The organism is Actinosynnema sp. NPDC020468 (assembly GCF_040642015.1).
GTDB lineage: Bacteria > Actinomycetota > Actinomycetes > Mycobacteriales > Pseudonocardiaceae > Actinosynnema.
Genome location: NZ_JBFAEO010000042.1, coordinates 22,039 through 41,160, shown reverse-complemented (window position 1 = coordinate 41,160; position 19,122 = coordinate 22,039). Strand labels below are relative to the sequence as shown.

At 73.4% G+C, this 19,122-nt stretch carries 18 protein-coding genes; 9 read left to right on the top strand and 9 right to left on the bottom strand.

Going from position 1 to position 19,122, the window contains the following annotated elements:
• Positions 1–5 precede the first annotated feature (5 nt).
• The 3 genes from AB0G50_RS26625 to AB0G50_RS26615 form a co-directional block, all read right to left on the bottom strand.
• The gene (locus AB0G50_RS26625) at positions 6–452 is read right to left on the bottom strand and encodes a DUF4396 domain-containing protein (RefSeq protein ID WP_360113382.1); all 447 of its coding nucleotides are present in this window, start codon (positions 450–452) and stop codon (positions 6–8) included.
• A 67-nt stretch (positions 453–519) separates the two neighbouring features.
• On the bottom strand, positions 520–1,644 hold the full coding sequence (locus tag AB0G50_RS26620) for a glycosyltransferase family 1 protein (RefSeq protein WP_360113446.1): 1,125 nt from the start codon (positions 1,642–1,644) through the stop codon (positions 520–522).
• A gap of 60 nt (positions 1,645–1,704) precedes the next feature.
• A complete protein-coding gene (locus AB0G50_RS26615; RefSeq protein WP_360113380.1) occupies positions 1,705–2,754 on the bottom strand; it encodes a glycosyltransferase family 1 protein in 1,050 nt (349 codons plus the stop codon).
• A 699-nt stretch (positions 2,755–3,453) separates the two neighbouring features.
• Here AB0G50_RS26615 and AB0G50_RS26610 point away from each other — a divergent pair.
• The 4 genes from AB0G50_RS26610 to AB0G50_RS26595 all read left to right on the top strand — a co-directional run bounded on the left by AB0G50_RS26610 (position 3,454) and on the right by AB0G50_RS26595 (position 8,903).
• Positions 3,454–4,368: a glycosyltransferase gene (locus AB0G50_RS26610; protein ID WP_360113378.1), complete on the top strand. Its 915-nt coding sequence runs from the start codon at positions 3,454–3,456 to the stop codon at positions 4,366–4,368.
• A 76-nt stretch (positions 4,369–4,444) separates the two neighbouring features.
• Positions 4,445–6,955: a glycosyltransferase gene (locus AB0G50_RS26605; RefSeq protein WP_360113444.1), complete on the top strand. Its 2,511-nt coding sequence runs from the start codon at positions 4,445–4,447 to the stop codon at positions 6,953–6,955.
• Positions 6,948–8,033: a glycosyltransferase family 1 protein gene (locus AB0G50_RS26600; RefSeq protein ID WP_360113376.1), complete on the top strand. Its 1,086-nt coding sequence runs from the start codon at positions 6,948–6,950 to the stop codon at positions 8,031–8,033. Before AB0G50_RS26605 ends, AB0G50_RS26600 begins: the two co-directional genes overlap by 8 nt.
• Positions 8,034–8,465: 432 nt before the next feature.
• Positions 8,466–8,903, top strand: coding sequence for an Imm1 family immunity protein (locus tag AB0G50_RS26595; RefSeq protein WP_360113374.1), 438 nt, complete (start codon positions 8,466–8,468; stop codon positions 8,901–8,903).
• Between the two features lie 22 nt (positions 8,904–8,925).
• Here AB0G50_RS26595 and rfbD read toward each other — a convergent pair whose 3' ends face one another.
• Positions 8,926–9,816 (bottom strand): dTDP-4-dehydrorhamnose reductase, encoded by an 891-nt coding sequence (rfbD, locus tag AB0G50_RS26590; RefSeq protein WP_360113372.1) that lies wholly within the window; start codon positions 9,814–9,816, stop codon positions 8,926–8,928.
• A complete protein-coding gene (rfbB, locus tag AB0G50_RS26585; RefSeq protein WP_360113370.1) occupies positions 9,816–10,805 on the bottom strand; it encodes a dTDP-glucose 4,6-dehydratase in 990 nt (329 codons plus the stop codon). The genes rfbD and rfbB overlap by 1 nt, the downstream gene beginning before the upstream one ends.
• Positions 10,806–11,049: 244 nt before the next feature.
• Here rfbB and AB0G50_RS26580 point away from each other — a divergent pair, with 244 nt between their 5' ends.
• Genes AB0G50_RS26580 through AB0G50_RS26565 form a run of 4 tightly spaced genes read left to right on the top strand, consistent with a single transcriptional unit; the run spans position 11,050 to position 15,092 of the window.
• Complete coding sequence (locus tag AB0G50_RS26580) at positions 11,050–12,492, top strand: LCP family protein (RefSeq protein ID WP_360113368.1); 1,443 nt, start codon at positions 11,050–11,052, stop codon at positions 12,490–12,492.
• A gap of 50 nt (positions 12,493–12,542) precedes the next feature.
• A complete protein-coding gene (locus tag AB0G50_RS26575) occupies positions 12,543–13,886 on the top strand; it encodes an LCP family protein (RefSeq protein WP_360113366.1) in 1,344 nt (447 codons plus the stop codon).
• Positions 13,887–13,923: 37 nt separating this feature from the next.
• Positions 13,924–14,616, top strand: coding sequence for a TIGR03089 family protein (locus tag AB0G50_RS26570; protein WP_360113364.1), 693 nt, complete (start codon positions 13,924–13,926; stop codon positions 14,614–14,616).
• On the top strand, positions 14,616–15,092 hold the full coding sequence (locus tag AB0G50_RS26565) for a pyridoxamine 5'-phosphate oxidase family protein (protein WP_360113362.1): 477 nt from the start codon (positions 14,616–14,618) through the stop codon (positions 15,090–15,092). The genes AB0G50_RS26570 and AB0G50_RS26565 overlap by 1 nt, the downstream gene beginning before the upstream one ends.
• Here the strand turns inward: AB0G50_RS26565 and AB0G50_RS26560 are convergent.
• Positions 15,089–15,496 (bottom strand): DoxX family protein, encoded by a 408-nt coding sequence (locus tag AB0G50_RS26560; protein WP_360113360.1) that lies wholly within the window; start codon positions 15,494–15,496, stop codon positions 15,089–15,091. The two genes, AB0G50_RS26565 and AB0G50_RS26560, sit on opposite strands and share 4 nt — an antisense overlap.
• A gap of 131 nt (positions 15,497–15,627) precedes the next feature.
• Between AB0G50_RS26560 and AB0G50_RS26555 the strand changes: the two genes are divergently transcribed.
• Positions 15,628–16,098 (top strand): SRPBCC domain-containing protein, encoded by a 471-nt coding sequence (locus tag AB0G50_RS26555; protein WP_360113358.1) that lies wholly within the window; start codon positions 15,628–15,630, stop codon positions 16,096–16,098.
• Positions 16,099–16,147: 49 nt separating this feature from the next.
• Here AB0G50_RS26555 and AB0G50_RS26550 read toward each other — a convergent pair whose 3' ends face one another.
• The 3 genes from AB0G50_RS26550 to AB0G50_RS26540 are packed head-to-tail and all read right to left on the bottom strand — an operon-like array spanning position 16,148 to position 19,074.
• Positions 16,148–17,308 carry an acyl-CoA dehydrogenase family protein gene (locus AB0G50_RS26550; RefSeq protein ID WP_360113356.1) on the bottom strand — a complete coding sequence of 387 codons (1,161 nt, stop codon included), beginning with the start codon at positions 17,306–17,308 and terminating at the stop codon, positions 16,148–16,150.
• A 51-nt stretch (positions 17,309–17,359) separates the two neighbouring features.
• Complete coding sequence (gene purE / locus AB0G50_RS26545) at positions 17,360–17,866, bottom strand: 5-(carboxyamino)imidazole ribonucleotide mutase (RefSeq protein WP_360113354.1); 507 nt, start codon at positions 17,864–17,866, stop codon at positions 17,360–17,362.
• On the bottom strand, positions 17,863–19,074 hold the full coding sequence (locus AB0G50_RS26540) for a 5-(carboxyamino)imidazole ribonucleotide synthase (protein ID WP_360113352.1): 1,212 nt from the start codon (positions 19,072–19,074) through the stop codon (positions 17,863–17,865). The genes purE and AB0G50_RS26540 overlap by 4 nt, the downstream gene beginning before the upstream one ends.
• Positions 19,075–19,122 lie beyond the last annotated feature (48 nt).

The window sequence follows — 19,122 nt, the reverse complement described above, 5'->3', positions numbered from 1 at the left end:
CCACCCTAGTGATGGTGGTGGACGTGGTGCACCACGGCGTGCCCCTTGCCGCGCGCGATCAGCCACCGGTTCACCGGCACGGTCAGCACGAACGCCACCGCGAGCGACAGCACGAGCGACGCCCAGAACAGCGCGCTCGCGAGCCCGGCCGTCATCGCGCCCGGCACGACGACCATGACGCCGTTGTCCACGACCTCCATGACCAGGATCGACACGGTGTCCGCGGCCAGCGCGAGCTTGACCGCCGCGCCGAGGCCGACGCCCGCCTTCAGCACGCCGCGCAGCGTCAGGGCGTAGCCGAAGAAGAAGGCCAGTGCGACCGACAGCACGACCGTGCCCCAGTTCGGCAGGTTCAGCGCCGTGCCGACCACCATGCCGAGCACCTCGCCGATCGCGCAGCCGGTGAGGCAGTGCAGCGTCGCGGACGCCGCGGTCCGCCAACTCTCGTTCATGCCGGTAACTATACCCCCTGGGGGTATGCACCGGGCAAGCGTCGAGGCCGAGGTCACCCGAAGGGGATCAGCGCCGGTGCACCCGGACGGCCCGCTCGTAGGCCAGCCGGTGGCGGGCCGCGGAGGTGGCCCAGGAGAAGTCCTTGGCCCGCACCAGGGCCGCCGACGCCAGCGCCGCGCGCCGGGCCGGGTCGTCCAGCAGCTCGGCGAGGCCGGCCGCGATGTCGCCCGCGCCGACGCCGCAGTACGCGACCGCGTCGCCGCCGACCTCAGGCAGCGACAGCCGCCGGGTGGTCAGCACCGCCGAGCCGCACGCCATGGCCTCCAGCACCGGCAGCCCGAACCCCTCGCCGAGCGACGGGTAGGCCACCGCCTCGGCGCCGCCGAGGAAACCGGCGAGCCGGTGGAACGGCAGGTAGCCGGCGCGGATCACCCGGATCCGGTGCGGCACCGCGTCCAGCGCGCGCTCGACCTGGCCGTCCCAGCCGGGTTGCCCGGCCAGCACGAGCGCCGGCGGGTCGACCCGGTTGCGGCACGCCTGGGCGAAACCGCGGATCAGCGCCGGCACGTTCTTGCGCGGCTCCAGCGCGCCCAGGAACGCCACGTACGGCGCGTTGCCCAGGGCCAACTCGCGCCGGACGACCGCGACCTCCTCGACCGACGGCGGGTGGAACCGCTCGGGTTCGACGCCGTGCTGGGCGATGTGCAGCGTCCGCCGGTCCGCGCCCGCGACCCGGGCCAGCTCGTCGGCGGTGGCCCGGGAGGGCACCACGCACAGCGCGGCACGGCGCAGGGAGGCGCGCGTCCAGGCCCGGAAGAACCGCGCCTTGACCGAGGAGTGCAGCACCGGGTCGGTGAAGAACGTGGCGTCGTGCAGCGTCACGACCGACGCGACGCGGCTCGCCAGGGGCACCGTGTAGTGCGGCGAGTGGATCACCCTGACGCCGAGGCGGGCCGCGAGCCGGGGCAGCGTCGCCTGCTCCCAGGTGAGCCGGGCGGTGCGGGTGGCGACGGCCTCGCTGGCCGCGACGACCCGCGAGCGCGGCGCGAGCGCGGTGTAGAGGTCGGCGTCCCGCGGTTGGCACACCACGCTGAGCCGGGCACCGTCGGCGTCGAGCGCCGCCACGAGCGAATCGACGTACCGGCCGACACCACCCCGGTCGGAGGGAACGGCGGTGGCGTCGATCAGCACGCTGGGTTCGACGGGTGACACGCTGTGAAGAGTACGGCGGCCCGGCGGGCGGACGCCGCACTATTGCCGAATACTCGTCTCACCTGGACGGGTGAGGTGGATCGCCCAGACGGTTTCGGCTGCGTTCTCCCAGGTGAAGGCCTGGGCGCGAAGACGACCTTCCGTCACCATTCGACCCGAAAGAGACTCATCCGAGAGGACCGCGCGCAGGGCCTCCGCCAAGGCCGGCACCGACCCGCGTGACACCGCCAGCCCCGCTCCTCCGGCCACCTCCACGAGCGCCGGCGCGTCGGAGTGCACCACCGGGACACCGGCCGCCATGGCCTCCAGCACGGGCAGCCCGAAGCCCTCGGACAGGCTCGGCGCGGCCAGCACCGCGGCCCGCCGCAGCACGAACGCCAACTCCGCGTCGGTCAGCCGGCCCAGCAGCCGGACGTGCGGCGCGCGCAGGTCGACCGCGCCCCAGCCGGGCGGTCCGACCACGACCAGCGGCACGCCCAGCGCGGCGGTGGCGCGGACGAGGTCGCCGAACCCCTTGCGCGGCTCGACCGTGCCGACCGCCAGCACGTACCGCGCGGGCACCTCGACCTCGCGCTCCGGCGGGAACTCGGTGACACCGTGCCCGACGACGTGCACCGGGGCGGGCCCGGGCGCGCACCGCGCGAGTTCGTCGGCGACCGCTCGCGTGGGCACCACGACCGCCTTGGCGTGCCGCATCGCCCGCCCGATCACCTTCCGGTGCCACGCCGCGCCGCGCGGGGTCAACGTCTCGGGGTGCGACCACGGCACCGTGTCGTGCACGGTCACCACCGCGCCACGCGGCGGTGCCAACGGCGTCGGCGCGTGCACCGCGTCACCGCCGACCGGGATCGGCGCCCCGTACTCCCAAGCCCCGATCAACGCCCGCCGGGGCAAGGCCAGCACCCGCGGCCCGAGCACACCGGGCACCTCCGCGCCCGCCACGTCCGACCGCCGCGACACCACCCCCTCGACCGTCCAGCCGGCGGGGGCGGTGCGGGCGAGCGCGGCGGCCAGCTCACGGGTGTACCGCCCGGTGCCACCGGGTACGGGGGCCAGCAACTGCTCGGTCAGCACGACGAGGTTCGGCACAGCGGCACCCTGGCACACCGGGCGGACGAACCCGACCGAGCCACCCCGACCGAGCCGCGACACACCCGCGGCGACCGCGCGACGAACCGCCACCGATCGCCCACACCCGGCACCACCGACCCGCCGGCACCCGAACCACCGACGAGCCACCGCCGCGAGCGGACACCACCGGCCGACTCGCCCGAACCGCGGCACCGGCCACACCGACGGCGCGCCGTTCGGCGGCGCCACAGCCATTCCCCCGCCGGCGCTTCGCCGCTCGCGGTGTCGCAGGTCCGCGCCGCCGACCCGACAGGCCGCCCGCCATCCGGCCGCACGGCAACCATTTCCCCGCCGGCCTTTCCCCGCTCGGCGTGCCGCAGGCGACCCGCCGGCCGGCCGCACCACGGCCATCCCCCTCCGGCGCTCCACCGCTCGGCGCACCGCAGACCGGCACCGCCGATCCGACAGGCCCTCTGCCATCCGGCCGCACCACGGCCGTCCTCCCGCCGGCGCTCCGCCGCTCGCCGCGCCACAGACCCGCGCTGCCGACCCGACAGGGCGCCCCCTCCGGCCGCACCACAGCCCACGCCGGGGCTCCGCCGCTCGGCATGCCGCAGGCGGCGCCACCGACCCGACAAGGCGACCCGCCGGCCGCACCGGAGCAACACCACGGCCGCTCCTCGGTCGGTTCCCCGCCATCGCGTAGCGTCTCGGGCCGTGTCGACGCGCAGCACGGTGGTCGTCGTGACGTGGCGTGGCCGCGAGCACATCGCGGCCTGCCTGGACGCCCTCGCCCGGCAACGTCCACAAAGGACACTCGTGGTGGACAACGCCTCCGACGACGGCACGGCCGCGATCCTCGCCGCCCACCCGAGCGCGCCCGAGGTGCTGCGGTTGCCGCGCAACGCCGGGTACGCGGGCGGGTTGGCGGCGGCGTTGCCGCGGGTCGACACCGAGTTCGTGGCCTGGCTCAACGACGACGCGGCGCCCGAGGACGGGTGGTTGGCGGCGCTGGAGGACGCGCTGGACGCGGACGGCGCGGTCGCCGCCACGTCCTCGGTGCTGCTCGCGGACGGCTCGACCCAGTCCGTCGGCGTGCGGCTGACCGCCGACGGGCACGGCGCCGACCTGGTGCTCTCCGGGCGCGAGGTGTTCGGGTTCTGCGGCGGGGCGGCGCTGGTCCGGACGGACGCGCTGCGGGCGTGCGGCGGGGTGCCGGCGTCCTTCTTCTGCTACTACGAGGACACCGACACCGCGTGGCGGCTGCGGTTGGCCGGCGGTCGGGTGGTGTCGGTCGGCCCGGCGCGGGTGCGGCACCGGCACGGTGCGAGCACGAAGCCGGGCTCGGCGCGGTTCCACCGGTGGAACGAGCGCAACCGGCTGGTGATGCTGGTCCGCTGCGCGCCGGCGTCGGTGGCGCTGGGCCAGCTGGCCCGGTTCGCCGCGCTCACCGCCGTGCTGCCGCTGCGCCGCGACCGCCCGGACGCGGCGAACTTCCGGCTCGGGCTGCGGCTGCGGGTGCTGGCCGAGGTGCTGGCGGCACTGCCGGCCGCGCTGGTCCACCGGGTCGCGATCGGCCGGCGCGCCGCGGTGTCGCGCGACGCGGTGTGGCGGGAGTGGGCCGGCCGCTGAGCCGGCCGGGCGCGCACCGGGGATCGGCCGCCACCGAGGAGGGTTAGAACACCTTCACCTCACACTGCGGAGCGTGATGAGGCAGGCTGTCCGCGTGGAGCGAGGGAGCCTGCCTGACGTGTCGGTCGTCGTGGTCAACTACCGCGGCGCCGACGACACGACAACCTGCCTGCGCGCGGTGTACGACGAACTCGACTACCCGGCGGACAAGCTCCAGGTCGTGGTGGTCGACAACGCCTCAGGCGACGGGAGCGCGGACCGGATCCGGGCCGCCGCGCCGCGCGCGGTGGTGGTCGAGGCGCCGGACAACCTGGGCTTCGCGGGCGGCTGCAACCTCGGCGTCGAGCACGCGACCGGCGCGGTCGTCGCCTTCCTGAACAACGACGCCCGCCCGCACCGGGACTGGCTGCGCGCCGCGGTCGGGGTGCTGGTGGCCGAGCCGTCGGTGGCGGCGGTCGCCTCCAAGGTCCTGGACTGGGACGGCCGGGTGATCGACTTCGTGGACGGCGGCCTGACCTGGTTCGGCATGGGCTACAAGCGGCACGCGGGCCGACCGGACGACGGCGCCCACGACGCGCCGCGCGACGTGCTGTTCGGCACCGGCTCGGCCCTGGTGGCGCGGACCTCGGTGTTCCGCTCGGTCGGCGGGTTCGACGAGCGCTTCTTCATGTTCTACGAGGACGTCGACCTCGGCTGGCGGCTGAACCTGCGCGGCTGGCGGGTGCGCTACGAGCCGTCCTCCCTGACCTATCACAAGCACCACGCCTCGATGTCCACAGTGGACTCCTCGCGCGAGCTGTACCTGTTGGAGCGCAACGCACTCCTGTCGCTCTACAAGAACTTCTCCGACGAGACGCTGGCCAGGGTGCTGCCCGCGGCGCTGGCGCTGGTGGTGCGCCGGGCCACCGCGCGCGGCGAGCTGGACGCGACCCAGCTCGAGATCACCCGCCGGCCGGAGGACCCCGCCGACGACGCCGCGCCGGTGCCGGTGCCCCGGCAGGCGCTGGCCGGGTTCCTCGCGATCGACCAGTTCGTGGAGCTGCTGCCGTCGCTCGCCGAGTCGCGCAAGGCCGAGCAGGCCGCCCGCAGGCGCACCGACGCGGACCTGCTCCCGTTGATGCGCAAGGCGATGGAGCCCGCCTACCCGCTGCCCCGCTACCTGGCCGCGCACGACGTGCTGGTGGACGTCTTCGGGCTGGAGGAGGTGTTCGGCCGGCCGCGCCGGGTGCTGGTGCTGACCGGCGACGCGATCTCGCCGAAGATGGCGGGCCCGGCGATCCGGGCGTGGCACATGGCGGACGTGCTGTCCGGCGAGCACGAGGTGCGGCTGGTCACCACGAACCCGCTGTGCGCGCCGCCGGAGGCGCCGTTCCCGGTGCTCGGCGTGCGCCCGCGCGAGCTGCCCGAGCAGGTGCACTGGGCGGACGTGGTGGTGCTCCAGGGGCACGCGCTGGAACTGGTGCCGGCGCTGAAGTCGGCCTCCTCCACCAAGATCGTGGTCTGCGACGTGTACGACCCGATGCACCTGGAACTGCTGGAGCAGGGCAAGGACGCCACCGACGAGCAGCGCGAGAAGGACCTGCTCGGCGTGACGAAGGTGCTCAACAACCAGTTGGCGCGCGGCGACTTCTTCCTGTGCGCCTCGGAGCGCCAGCGGCACTTCTGGTTGGGCCACCTGGCCTCGCTCGGCCGGTTGACCCCGTCGCTCTACGACCACGACCCGACGGTCCGGTCGCTGCTCGCGATCGCGCCGTTCGGGCTGTCCGGCAAACCGCCGCAGCGCACCGGTCCCGGCCTGCGGACCACGCTCGGGCTGGCCGGGTCGGACAAGGTCGTGCTGTGGGCGGGCGGCGTGTACAGCTGGTTCGACCCGTTGACGCTGGTGCGCGCGGTGGACCGGTTGCGCGCGCGGCGGTCGGACGTGCGGTTGGTGTTCCTCGGCATGAAGCACCCCAACCCCGAGGTGCCGGACATGGACGTCGCGGCGCGCACCCGGGCGCTGGCCGCGCGGCTGGACCTGACCGACTCGCACGTGTTCTTCAACGAGACCTGGGTGCCCTACCAGGACCGGCAGAACTGGCTGCTGGACGCGGACTGCGGCGTCACCACGCACTACGAGCACGTGGAGACGACCTTCGCCTTCCGCACCAGGGTGCTGGACTACCTGTGGGCCGGGCTGCCGATCGTGACCACGGACGGCGACTCGTTCGCCGACCTCGTGCGGCGCGAGGGCCTCGGGGTGGTGGTGCCGTCGGAGGACCCGGACGCGCTGGCCGCCGCGCTGGAGAAAGCCCTGTACGACGAGGAGTTCGCGGCGGAGTGCGCGGCCCGGATCGCGGTCGTGCGCGAGCGGTTCACCTGGGAGGTCGCGCTGGCACCGCTGGTCGAGTTCTGCCGCAACCCGAGGCCTGCCGCCGACCGGCTGCCCGGCTCGGCGCCGATGGTGCGCAACCGGCCGCTCGGTCCGCGCGAGAAGTTGCAGCGCGACGTGCGGCTGGTGAAGGAGTACCTGGACGCGGGCGGCGCGGGCGAGGTGGCGCGGCGGGCGACCGGCCGGGTGCTGAAGAAGTTGCGCGGCAATGGTTAAGCCCCTGAAGGTGCTGATCGACGGCACCCCGCTGCTGGGCCACCGCACGGGCATCGGCCGCTACACCGCGGCGCTGGCCGAGGAGCTGGCGTCGATGCCGGACGAGGTGGACGTGCGCGCGGTGGCGTTCACGCTGCGCGGGTGGCGGGCGCTGCGGACGGTGCTGCCGCACGACGTGCTGGCGCGCGGGCTGCCGGTGTCGGCGCGGCTGCTGCGCCAGTTCTGGCTGCGGTCGCGGTTCCCGCCGGTGGAGCTGCTGGCCGGGTTGACCGACGTGATGCACGCGACGAACTTCGTGCTGCCGCCGACGTTGCGCGCCGGTGGCGTGGTGACGATCCACGACCTGGCGTTCCTGGACTCGCCGGGCGACCTGCCGCCGTCCGACCGCAGGCTGCCCGAGCTGGTACGTCAGTCCGCGCACCGGGCCGCCGTGGTGTGCACGCCGACGCAGGCCGTCGCGGGCGTGGTGCAGGAGCGGTTCGGGGTGGCGCCGGAGAAGATCGTGGTGACCCCGCTGGGCGTGGACCCGGCGTGGTTCGCCGCCCGACCGCCGTCGCCCGCCCTGAGGTCGCGGCTGGGGCTGCCGGCCGAGTACGTGCTGTTCGTCGGCGCGGGCGGGCCGCGCAAGGGCCTGGCGACGCTGCTGGACGCCCACGCGGTCGCGCCGTCGTTGCCGCCGCTGGTGCTGGCGGGCCCCGGCCAGTCCGGTGTGGACGGTCGGGTGCGGCGCACCGGCTACCTCAACGACGTCGACCTGCGCAGCGTGGTGGCGGGGGCGTCGGTGCTGGTGATGCCGTCCCGGGACGAGGGTTTCGGGCTGCCGGTGCTGGAGGCGCTGGCCTGCAACGTGCCGGTGGTGTGCTCGGACCTGCCCGCGCTGCGCGAGGTGGCGGGCGGGTTGGCCGCGCACGTGCCGTTCGGCGACGTGGAGGCGCTGTCGGCCGCGCTCGTGGCGGCCGTGGAGGGCACCGCGTCGGCGGACGACCAGGCCGGCCGCCGGACGAGGGCCGCCGGGTTCACCTGGCGGCGCACCGCGGAGCTGACCCTGGAGGCGTACCGCCGGGCCGCACGGCGCTGACCGGCGGTCACTCCTCGCGGTCGGACGGGCGCGGGATTCCACTCGGGAGTGAACGCTTCCCCGTGCCCGCACCAATTGAGACGCTGCACGTTGTCGGACGCGTGGCCCGGCGGCTTCCTCGTGCCCCGGGCACGGCGCGCTCCCACCGCTCGGGGCTACGAGCCCCGGACGGGGGTGTTGGTCGGCTTCGTGAGGACTGACCAGGAGATCTGCCGCGACTCCGTCACGGCACAGACGCGGCGCAGGAACCGCTGACGCTCGCCGTCCGGGCGAGGTGCGGTCGCTTCGGGGAGACGCCCGTGGTCGGACATGGCGGAAAGGTTCTCGCACTGGTTGTCTGCAAAACCAGTGCGTCAAGGTTAGTCCACCCCAACGGCCCAATACTCCGGTCCGGCTGGTCACTCACCGCGTCCGCTGGGAGAATCCCGGCTCATGAGCTTCACCGCAGTGTGGCCGATCGGCGACCAGGACGACACCGACGCCGCCGACGAGATGACCGTGGACGCGCCCGAGGCCGTCGACGCCCTCCTGACCAGGCTGTCCGAGCCCGGCGCGGGACCGGCGGTGATCGAGCACCAGGACCGGCCGCTGCTGGAGGACACCGAGGGCCTGCTCGGCGAGCCCGGTGTGACCAAGATCCCCGACCACGACGTCGTGGTCGCGCTCCGTGACGGCTTCGGGTACCTGACCCACGCCGACCCGGAGCACGACCAGGCGGTGCTCGCGGGCGACCCGGCGTCGCCGGACTACCGCAGCGAGTACGTCGACTTCCCGGCCGGATCCGGTGTCGCGCCCGACGTCCTCGCCGCGGCCCTGAAGGAATTCCTCGTCACGGGGCGACGGCCGGAGGGCGACTGGTCGACGCCCTGACCGTCCACAGTGGATCTTCGGGCTACGGCACCGCGTGCGTCGCGAACGCGGCCGCCAACGCCTCCCGCCAGTCCCGCAACGGGGTGAGCCCCGCCCGCGCCCACGCCGCGCCGGACAGCACCGAGTACGCCGGGCGCGGCGCGGGACGGGGGAAGTCCGCCGTGCCGCAGGGCCGCACCCGCTCGGGGTCCAGGCCCAGCTCGGCGAAGATCGCCCGCGCGAAGCCGCACCACGTCGTCTCGCCGCCGCCGGTCGCGTGCAGCACCCGCTCCGGGTGGCCTCCGCCGGCCACCACGCCGGCCAGCGCCACGAGCCCGTGCGCCAGGTCCAGCGACCACGTCGGCGAGCCGACCTGGTCGTCCACGACGGACAGCGTCTCCCGCTCGCCCGCCAACCGGGCGATGGTCTTCACGAAGTTGCCGCCGGACGCGCCGTACACCCACGCCGTGCGCACCACCCACGACCGCTCGCCGGCCGCCAGCACGCGCTCCTCGCCCGCGAGCTTGGTGCGCCCGTACGCCGACCGCGGCCCGGTCGGGTCACCGGGCTCGTAGGGCCGCGTGCCGTCACCGGGGAACACGTAGTCCGTCGAGACGTGCAGCAGCGGCACGTCGTGCTCCGCGCACCGGGCGGCGAGCAGCCCCGGGCCCTCCGCGTTGACCGCGAACGCCCGGTCCTCGTCCGTCTCGGCCTGGTCGACCGCCGTGTAGGCGGCCGCGTTCACCACGACCGGCCGCAGCCCCGAGTCCCGCGCGGTGTCCGCGAACGAGGCCACCGCGTCGGCGACCGCGCCCGCGTCGGTCAGGTCCAGCTCCGCCGACGACGGCGCGTGCACGAGCCCGTCGCCCGCCGCCGCCACCAGGTCGTGCCCCAGCTGCCCGCGTCCGCCGGGCACCAGCAGTGCGATCGACATCAGCGCGCCAACGCCGCGCGCTGCTTGAGGGGCTCCCACCACGCGCGGTTGTCGCGGTACCACTCGACGGTGGCCGCGAGGCCGGAGGCGAAGTCCACCCGCGGCGCGTAGCCGAGTTCGGTCGCGATCTTGGTGATGTCGACCGAGTAGCGCCGGTCGTGGCCCAAGCGGTCGGCCACCGGCTCCACCGCGGACCAGTCGCGGCCGGTCGCCTCGAGCAGGCGCTCGGTCAGCTCCCGGTTGGTCAGCTCGGTGCCGCCGCCGATGTTGTAGATCTCACCGCCGCGGCCGCCCTCCAGCACCAGCTGGATGCCCCGGCAGTGGTCGTCCACGTGCAGCCAGTCGCGGACGTTGAGCCCGTCGCCGTACAGCGGCACGTTCTTCCCGTCCACCAGGTTCGTCACGAACAGCGGGACGACCTTCTCCGGGAACTGGTACGGACCGTAGTTGTTCGAGCACCGGGTGATGCTGACCGGCAGCCCGTGGGTGCGGAAGAACGACCGCGCCAGCAGGTCCGAGGACGCCTTGGACGCCGAGTACGGCGAGTTCGGCTCGAGGATGTGGTCCTCGGTCCAGGAACCCTCCTCGATCGTGCCGTACACCTCGTCGGTGGACACGTGGACGAACTTCGCCACGCCCGCCTCCAGTGCCGCCTGGAGCAGCACCTGGGTGCCGAGCACGTTGGTCAGCACGAAGTCGGCCGAACCGGAGATCGAACGGTCCACATGGGACTCGGCGGCGAAGTGCACCACCACGTCCGTCCGGCCCATCAGGTCGACCACCAGTTCGCGGTCGCAGATGTCGCCGCGCACGAACGTCAGCCGCGGGTCGTCCGCGACCGGGGCGAGGTTCGCCTCGTTGCCCGCGTAGGTCAGCTTGTCGAGCACCACCACCTCGGCGTCGGAGTAGGCCGGGTAGGCACCGCCCACCAGCTCCCGCACGTAGTGCGAGCCGATGAAGCCGGCCCCACCTGTCACCAGTACCCGCATGCCCAACCCTCTCCGCAGCAGACGACCCATCGCAGTCTGTCACGGTGTCTATGCCGTGCAACCCACTCGGTTGTTACAGCGTCTCCCGTATAAGGAAGAACATCGCGCGCCGTTCACCCGCGCGCGGTTAACCTGGAAAGACTGAGCAGTACCTACGGGGGAGGCAGCAGCCGTGGACGGGAGTCCGCCGAGACCGGTGGCTTTGCGTGTCTTGTTGGTCAGCGGGCGTTCGATCCTGGCACTCGTGTCGGCCGCCGTGCTCGTGGTCACGTGGTACGGCTGGAGCTACCTCCGCCAGATCGACCGGCAGATCGCCACCACCGACGTCATCCCCTCCTCCGTCGACGAGCAGGGCGCGGCGCGCAAGCCGCTCGACGGCGCGATCGACATCCTCCTGGTCGGCGTCGACAGCCGCACCGACGCCCAGGGCAACCCGCTCTCCGAGGACATGCTGCGCCTGCTCAACGGCGGCAAGGCGGACGGCCCGCTCAACACCGACACGATGATCCTGGTGCACATCCCCCAGGACGGCACCCGCGCGGTCGGCATCTCGTTCCCGCGCGACTCCTACGTGGAGATCGCCGACGGGTTCGGCAAGCACAAGCTGAACTCCGCGCTGCTGCGGCAGAAGACCGAGACGTCGGAGAAGCTGCGCGCCGAGGGCGTGACGGACGAGGCGCGCATCGACAAGGAGTCCACGCTCGCCGGCCGCAAGACGCTCATCCGCACGATCGAGAACCTGACCGGCGGCGCGGTCACCATCGACCGCTACGCCGAGGTCAACCTGGCGAGCTTCTACGAGGTGACCCAGGCCGTCGGGGGCGTGGAGGTGTGCCTCAAGGAGCCCACGCAGGACGAGGAGTCCGGCGCGAACTTCCAGGCGGGCGTGCAGACCATCTCCGGCGCGCAGGCGCTCTCGTTCGTCCGCCAGCGGCACGGGCTGCCCGGCGAGGACCTGGGCCGGATCGTGCGCCAGCAGGCGTTCATCAGCGCACTGGCCCGCAAGGTGCTGTCCACCGGCACGCTCACCGACCTGGGCAAGCTCGACGCCCTGGTGTCGGCGATCACCAAGTCGGTCGTGCTGAGCGACCGGTGGAACATCACCGAGTTCGCCGAGCAGATGCAGGGCCTGGTGTCGGACAGGATCCAGTTCCGCACCATCCCGGTGGGCGACGCCTACGACACGTGGGGTGAGGACGGCAACGTGGTGCCGGTCGACCCGGACGCGGTGCGCGCGTTCGTCAAGGGGCTCGCGGTGGACACCCCCAGGACCACGTCGACCTCGACCGCGCCGACCGCGTCCGGTCCGGCCAACTCCGCGGTGACCGTGCAGGTGTACAACTCCTCCGGCATCGGCGGGATCGCCGGGCAGGTGTTGGACCTGTTGACCGGGAAGGGCTTCACCCGCGGCACCGCGGAGACCGGCGAATTCCGGCCGAGCACCGTGGTGTCCTACGCCCCGGGTGAGCGCGCCGCGGCCGACAACGTGATCTCCGTCCTGGGCGGTAACGCGACGGCCCAGGAGGACGACACGGTGCAGAGGGGCCAGGTCAAGGTGTACGTCGGCGCGGACTACGCGCTCCCGGCGACCACCGACCGCCCGGACCCGGCGGCCGGCACCGGCGTCGCGGCGCCGACCACCACGACCCCTCCGATCACGGCAGACGGCGTGGTCTGCGTCTACTAGGCGTGCTCCCGGCTTCGCCCGGTCGTCCGCGAAGTTCCGAGGAGGCAGTGGTGAAGGCGGTCCGCGTCTCGCTGCGCGCGCTGGTCGCGCTGCTGTCCGCGGCCGTGCTCGCGGTGTCCGGCTACGGGTGGTCGACCCTCCAGCGGGTCGAGCAGAGCGTGAACACCACGGACGTGCTGGCGCAGCTCAACGACATCCCCAACGCGCCGCCGGTCGAGGACGGCGCGACGGACATCCTGCTCGTCGGCAGTGACAGCCGCACCGACGCGCAGGGCAGGCCGCTGCCGGACAGCGTGCTGCGCGAGCTGCGCACCGAGGCGACCGACACGCTGAACACGGACACGATCATCGTGCTGCGGGTGCCGAAGAACGGCGGCCGGGCGCACGCGGTGTCCATCCCGCGCGACACGTACGTGCCGATGCCCGACGGCCGACACGACGAGAAGATCAATTCCGCTTACGGCGTCACGAAGTTCTACACGATGGAGCGCCTCCAGGCCGAGGGTGTCACCGACCTGGACGAGCGCTCCCAGCGCGGCGACCAGGCGGGCCGGCGGGCGCTGGTGCAGGTGGTGCAGGACCTGACCGGCGTGCGGGTCGACCACTACGCCGAGGTGAACCTGTACGGGTTCTACCTGCTGACCAAGGTCATCGGCGGCGTCGAGGTGTGCCTGAAGAACGCGACCTACGACCCGTCGTCGGGCGCGGACTTCCCGGCGGGCGTGCAGAACATCGCGGGCGGCGACGCGCTGGCGTTCGTGCGGCAGCGCAAGAACATCCCCAACGGCGACCTCGGCCGGATCGTGCGGCAGCAGGTGTTCATGTCGGCCGCGATGTCGAAGCTGATGTCCGCGGGCACGTTCGCCGACCCGACGAAGCTGTCCGGGCTGCTGGACGCGGTCAGCAAGTCGGTCGTGGTGGACGAGGGCTTCGACCTGACCACGCTGGCGGGCCAGGCGCAGGGCCTCGCGGGCGGCAACGTGGAGTTCGCCACCATCCCGGTGACCGCCGTCGACGTGGTCAACGACCGCGGCCAGATGGTCGTGACCGCGGACCCGGCGGCGGTGAAGGCGTTCGTGGCGCAGGTGATGGGCGACAAGAAGACCACCGTCGTGCCGACGCCGACGACCACCTCCGCGCCCGTGACCGGCACCGCGCCGCCCGCCACCACCATCGCGCCGCCGACCGCCGTGCCACCGGCCACCACCGGCGCGGGATTCGCCGCCCGGGGCGCCCTGGACCTCGACGGTGTCGCCGCCGTGCCGCCGACACGTCCGGACGGCGCGACCTCGTTCCCGGGCGAGGGCACCCGCGGCGCCGGCACCGCGGCCGCCGGGCAGGCGTTCGCCGGCGCGCGTCGGGTCCTGGCGCAGGGACCGCCGTGCGTCGACTAGGTTGGTGCGGACTTCGTCCTGCCTAGGGAGCACCGCCTTGTCCGTCACGGAAGCACTGCTGGCGCCGCACCTGGCCAACCCGGGCGCGCCCCTGGTCACCCACTACGACGACGCGACCGGCTCGCGGGTCGAGTTGTCCGTGGCGACGCTGGTGAACTGGGCCGCCAAGACCGCGAACTGGCTGCGCGACGAGCACGACGTGGAGCCGGGCGACCCGGTCGCCGTGCTGATGCCCGCGCACTGGCAGACCGCCGGCGTGCTGCTGGGCGCGTGGTGGTGCGGCGCGGCCGTGACGGCGCGGTCCGAGGGCGCGGCGGTGGCCGTGGTGGCGCCCGGCGTCGAGGCGCCCGGCGCGGGCGTGGTGGCGACGGCCTCGTTGCACCCCATGGGTCTCGGCGGCGGGTACCCGGTCGACTACCTGGACGACGTGCGGCTGTTCGGCGACCACTTCTCGCCCTACGGCAAGGTTCCCGGCGACACCCCCGCGCTCGGGACGTCCACTGTGGACGAACTGGTGGCCGAGGCGGCGCACCGGGCCGGGGTGCTCGGCGTGACCTCGTCCTCGCGCGTGCTGTCCACTGTGGACTGGGACTTCCCGGACGGGCTGCTCACCGGATTCCTCGCCGTGCTGGCGGGCGGCGGCTCGCTGGTGCACGTGAGCAACCCGGACCCGGCGCGGCTGGCCGCGCGGCGGGCGAGCGAGCACACCACCCTGGACCTCGTCGGCTGATGCACGAGACCGCCGCCGACCTGGAGTGGTTGCAGCGCCTGCTGGACAGCTCCTACGCGCGTGCCGGCGCCCACCTGCGGTCGGTCGTCACGCCGGAGCGCAGGCTGCACGCCGAGGGCGTGGTGGCGGAGCTGGGCGCGATGCGGGTGATGGCCCTGGCCACCACGACCGCGCGCGGCGAACCGCGGGTCGGCCCGGTCGACGGCCTGTTCTTCCGCGGTCGGCTGCACTTCGGCTCGGGCCCGGACTCGGCGCGGTTCCGGCACGTCCGGGCCCGGCCCGCGGTGTCGGCGTCGGTGATCGACGGCGAACGCCTCCAGGTCACCGTGCACGGCCGCGCGCACGAGGTGCGGCCGGAGGGTGAGCTGGAGGCGTTCCTGGTCGGCGTCTACGGGGCCGACGCGTGGCGCTCGTGGATGGGCGCGATCCCGTGGGCGCGGATCGAGCCCGACCGGATGATCGCGTTCCGCGCCTAGGCGGGCTGTCGGACCCGCCGCGAGCGCAGCACCCGGTCCAGCGCGAACGCGCCGCCGTTGAAGCCCAGCGCGATCGAGGCGACGGCGAGCGCCAGCACGAGTTCGTAGCCGTTCGGACCGATCAGGCCGTTGGGCAGGTGCACGAACAGCAGCGCGCCGATCATGTCCACCGCCAGCAGCAGTCCCACGACGGGCAGGCCGACGCCGAGGATCAGCGCGGCGCCGCCGACCAGCTCGACGATCGTGGAGTACCAGGCCGACACGGTCGGCATCGGCACGCCCATGCCGCCGAACGCCTGCGCGGTGCCGGCGATCCCGAACTCGGTGAGCTTCTGGAGTCCGTGGGCGAAGAACACGACACCCACGCCGATCCGGCCGACGAGTGCGGCAACGTCCTTGAGCATTCGGTGCCCTCCTTTGGTCGATCCTTCCGGCGCCCGACGCTAGTGGAAGTTTCAACGATCACACCGATCTCGACAGCCAGTCGACAGGTACGTTCCACACCCGACCGGTTGTCACCCGAAGGAGGCCCCTGATGGTCGAACACCTCGTCTGGTCGACCCCGTCACCGACCGAGGCGGCGTTCACCAGGCTGTTCGACGCGCCACCGGAACAGGTCTTCGCCGCGTTCACCAGACCGGACCACGTGACGCACTGGATGCTCGGCCCGGACGGCTGGTCGATGTCGGCCTGCGAGATGGACCTCCGCCCGGGCGGCACCTGGTACCTGGCCTGGATCCGGCCCGACGGCACCACGCTGGACATGCACGGCGCCTACCTGGAGGTGACCCCGCCGACCAGGACGGTGCAGACGGAGTCGTGGGGAGACCCGTGGCCCACCACGACGAACACCACGACGTTCACCCGGGAGGGCGACCGGACCCGGGTCACCCACGTGACGCGCTATCCGACACCGGAGGCCAGGGACGCGGCGTCGACACCGTCCCTGCGCGCCGGCGCCGAGGCCTCCTACACCCGCCTCGCCGGCTACCTGGCCACCCTCTGACCGCGCACCGGCCCCGGGCGGACGCGCCCGGGGCCGACGCGGGAACGGCCTAGCCCAGCAGCGCGCGCGACATCACGACGCGCTGGATCTGGTTCGTGCCTTCATAGATCTGAGTGATCTTCGCATCCCGCATCATGCGCTCGACCGGGAAGTCGCGGGTGTAGCCGGCGCCGCCGAACAGCTGGACGGCGTCCGTCGTCACCTCCATCGCCACGTCGGAGGCGAAGCACTTCGCGGCGGCCGTGATGAAGCCCAGGTTCGGCTCGCCGCGCTCGGCCCTCGCCGCCGCCACGTAGATCATGTGCCGGGCCGCCTCGACCTTCATCGCCATGTCGGCCAGCATGAACTGGACGCCCTGGAACTCCGAGATCGCCTTGCCGAACTGCTTGCGGTCCTTCACGTAGGCGATCGCGGCCTCCAGCGCGCCCTGCGCGATGCCCACCGCCTGCGCGCCGATGGTCGGCCGCGTGTGGTCCAGCGTGCGCAGCGCCGTCTTCAGGCCGGTGCCGGGCTCGCCGATGATCCGGTCCTCCGGGATCGTGCAGTTCTCGAAGTGGATCTCGCGGGTCGGCGAGCCCTTGATGCCGAGCTTGCGCTCCTTCGAGCCGACCACGAAGCCGGGGTCGTCCTTGTGCACCACGAACGCCGAGATGCCCTGCGACTTCTTCGGCGCGTCCGGGTCGGTCACCGCCATGACGGTGTACCAGGTCGACTCGCCCGCGTTGGTGATCCAGCACTTCGTGCCGTTGAGCACCCAGTGGTCGCCGTCGAGCCGCGCGCGGGTGCGCATCGAGGCGGTGTCCGAACCCGCCTCGCGCTCGGACAGGGCGTAGGACGCCATCGCCTCGCCGGACGCGATCGAGGGCAGGACCTGCGCCTTCAGCTCCTCGGAGGCGGCCAGCAGGATCGGCATCGTGCCCAGCTTGTTCACCGCCGGGATGAGCGAGGAGGACGCGCAGGCGCGCGCGACCTCCTCGATCACGATGCAGGTGGCCACCGAGTCGGCGCCCTGACCGTCGTAGACCTCCGGCACGTGGACGGCCGCGAAGCCCGCCTTGACCAGCGCGTCGCGCGCCTCGACCGGGAAACGCTCGTTCTCGTCGACCTCCGCCGCGTACGGCGCGATCTCCTTGTCGGTCAACGAGCGGACAGCCTCGCGCAGAGCCACGTGCTCTTCGGCGAGCTGGTAGGTACCGAAGCTCGGGTCCACGTCAAGTTACCTCCGGGTAGGAATCCTCCCAGGATGTTAGCGCGCGTTCACTCAGTTGTCCGCTGTGCGGTCCGCAACAGCCCGAAGGGCCGCGTCCTTGTCCAGGACCATCCGCTCCAGCGACTCCTGGAACGCCACCAGCCGCTTCTGCAACCCGACGTCGCCCGCCGCCAGCACCCGCACCGCCAGCAGCCCCGCGTTGCGCGCGCCGCCCACCGACACCGTCGCCACCGGGATGCCCGCCGGCATCTGCACGATCGACAGCAGCGAGTCCAACCCGTCGAGGTACTTCAACGGCACCGGCACGCCGATCACCGGCAGCACCGTCGCCGACGCCACCATGCCCGGCAGGTGCGCCGCGCCGCCCGCGCCCGCGATGATCACCTTCAGCCCGCGCCCGGCCGCCGACGTGGCGTAGTCCAGCATCCGCTGCGGCGTGCGGTGCGCCGAGTAGACGCCGACCTCGTAGGCCACGTCGAACTCGGCGAGCGCCTCGGCCGCGGCCTTCATCACCGGCCAGTCCGAGTCGCTGCCCATGATCACGCCGACCTGCGTCACTGCCGTCCTCCATGCGATCGCGGCGCGTCCGCGCCGTGGATGTCGTACCCGTCGGGCCACACGCCCGCGGACAGCCAGTGCGCGGCGAGCCTCGCCCGCTCCCGCACCTCCGCCATCCGCTCCCCCAGCAGCGTCACGTGCCCGATCTTGCGACCCGGCCGCTCCGCCTTGCCGTACAGGTGCACGCGCGCGTCGGGGAACCGGGCGAACAGGTGGTGCAACCGCTCGTCCGGGCCCATCGCGGGCGCCTCGTCCGCGCCGAGCACGTTCGCCATCACCACGGCGGGGGCCACCAGGTCGGTCGCGCCGAGCGGGTAGTCCAGCACGGCGCGCAGGTGCTGCTCGAACTGCGAGGTGCGCGCGCCCTCGATGGTCCAGTGCCCCGAGTTGTGCGGGCGCATGGCCAGCTCGTTGACCACCAGCCCGTCCGCCGTCTCGAACAGCTCCACGGCCAGCAGGCCCACCACGCCCAGCTCGTCCGCGATCCGCAGCGCCAGCTCCTGGGCCTGCGCGCCGTCCGCGTCCGGGGCGGGCGCCAGCACCTCGACGCAGATCCCCTCCCGCTGCACGGTCTGCACCAGCGGCCACGCCGCGCCCTGGCCGAACGGCGACCGCGCCACCAGCGCGGCCAGCTCGCGGCGCATCGGCACGCACTGCTCGACCATCAGCGGGGTGCCGGCGGCCAGCAGCTCGGGCACCACCCGCTGCGCGCTCTCCGGGGTGTTCAACATCCACACGCCGCGCCCGTCGTACCCGCCGCGCACCGCCTTCAGCACGCACGGCCACCCGTGCGCCGCGCCGAACCGCAGCACGTCGCCGGTGTCCGCGACCGCCGCGAACGGCGGCACGGGCAGGCCGAGCCCGGCCAGCCGCTCGCGCATCACCAGCTTGTCCTGCGCGTGCACCAGGGCGTCCGGGCCGGGGTGCACCTTCACCCCGTCGGCCACCAGCGCGCGCAGGTGCTCCTGCGGCACGTGCTCGTGGTCGAACGTCAGGACGTCGCAGGACTTCGCGAACGCGCGCAAGGCGTCCAGGTCGGTGTGCTTGCCGAACTCGACGTCCCGCGCCACCAGCGCGGCGGGGTCGGAGTCCGACTCGGCGAGCACCCGCAGCGACTGGCCGAGCGGGATCGCGGCCTGGTGCGTCATGCGGGCGAGTTGGCCGCCGCCGATCATGCCGACGGCGGGGAGACGGGTTCGGGAGTCCACGGTCCGTGGATTCTACCTGGGGAAACAGCGGGGTCCCGCACGCCCCCG

Excerpts from the sequence above, each read along its gene's own strand:
- AB0G50_RS26625 (WP_360113382.1), bottom strand. The coding sequence starts at position 452 with ATGAACGAGAGTTGGCGGACCGCGGCGTCCGCGACGCTGCACTGCCTC.
- AB0G50_RS26605 (WP_360113444.1), top strand. The coding sequence starts at position 4,445 with ATGAGGCAGGCTGTCCGCGTGGAGCGAGGGAGCCTGCCTGACGTGTCG.
- AB0G50_RS26600 (WP_360113376.1), top strand. The coding sequence starts at position 6,948 with ATGGTTAAGCCCCTGAAGGTGCTGATCGACGGCACCCCGCTGCTGGGC.
- AB0G50_RS26595 (WP_360113374.1), top strand. The coding sequence starts at position 8,466 with ATGAGCTTCACCGCAGTGTGGCCGATCGGCGACCAGGACGACACCGAC.
- rfbD (WP_360113372.1), bottom strand. The coding sequence starts at position 9,816 with ATGTCGATCGCACTGCTGGTGCCCGGCGGACGCGGGCAGCTGGGGCAC.
- rfbB (WP_360113370.1), bottom strand. The coding sequence starts at position 10,805 with ATGCGGGTACTGGTGACAGGTGGGGCCGGCTTCATCGGCTCGCACTAC.
- AB0G50_RS26565 (WP_360113362.1), top strand. The coding sequence starts at position 14,616 with ATGCACGAGACCGCCGCCGACCTGGAGTGGTTGCAGCGCCTGCTGGAC.
- AB0G50_RS26560 (WP_360113360.1), bottom strand. The coding sequence starts at position 15,496 with ATGCTCAAGGACGTTGCCGCACTCGTCGGCCGGATCGGCGTGGGTGTC.
- AB0G50_RS26555 (WP_360113358.1), top strand. The coding sequence starts at position 15,628 with ATGGTCGAACACCTCGTCTGGTCGACCCCGTCACCGACCGAGGCGGCG.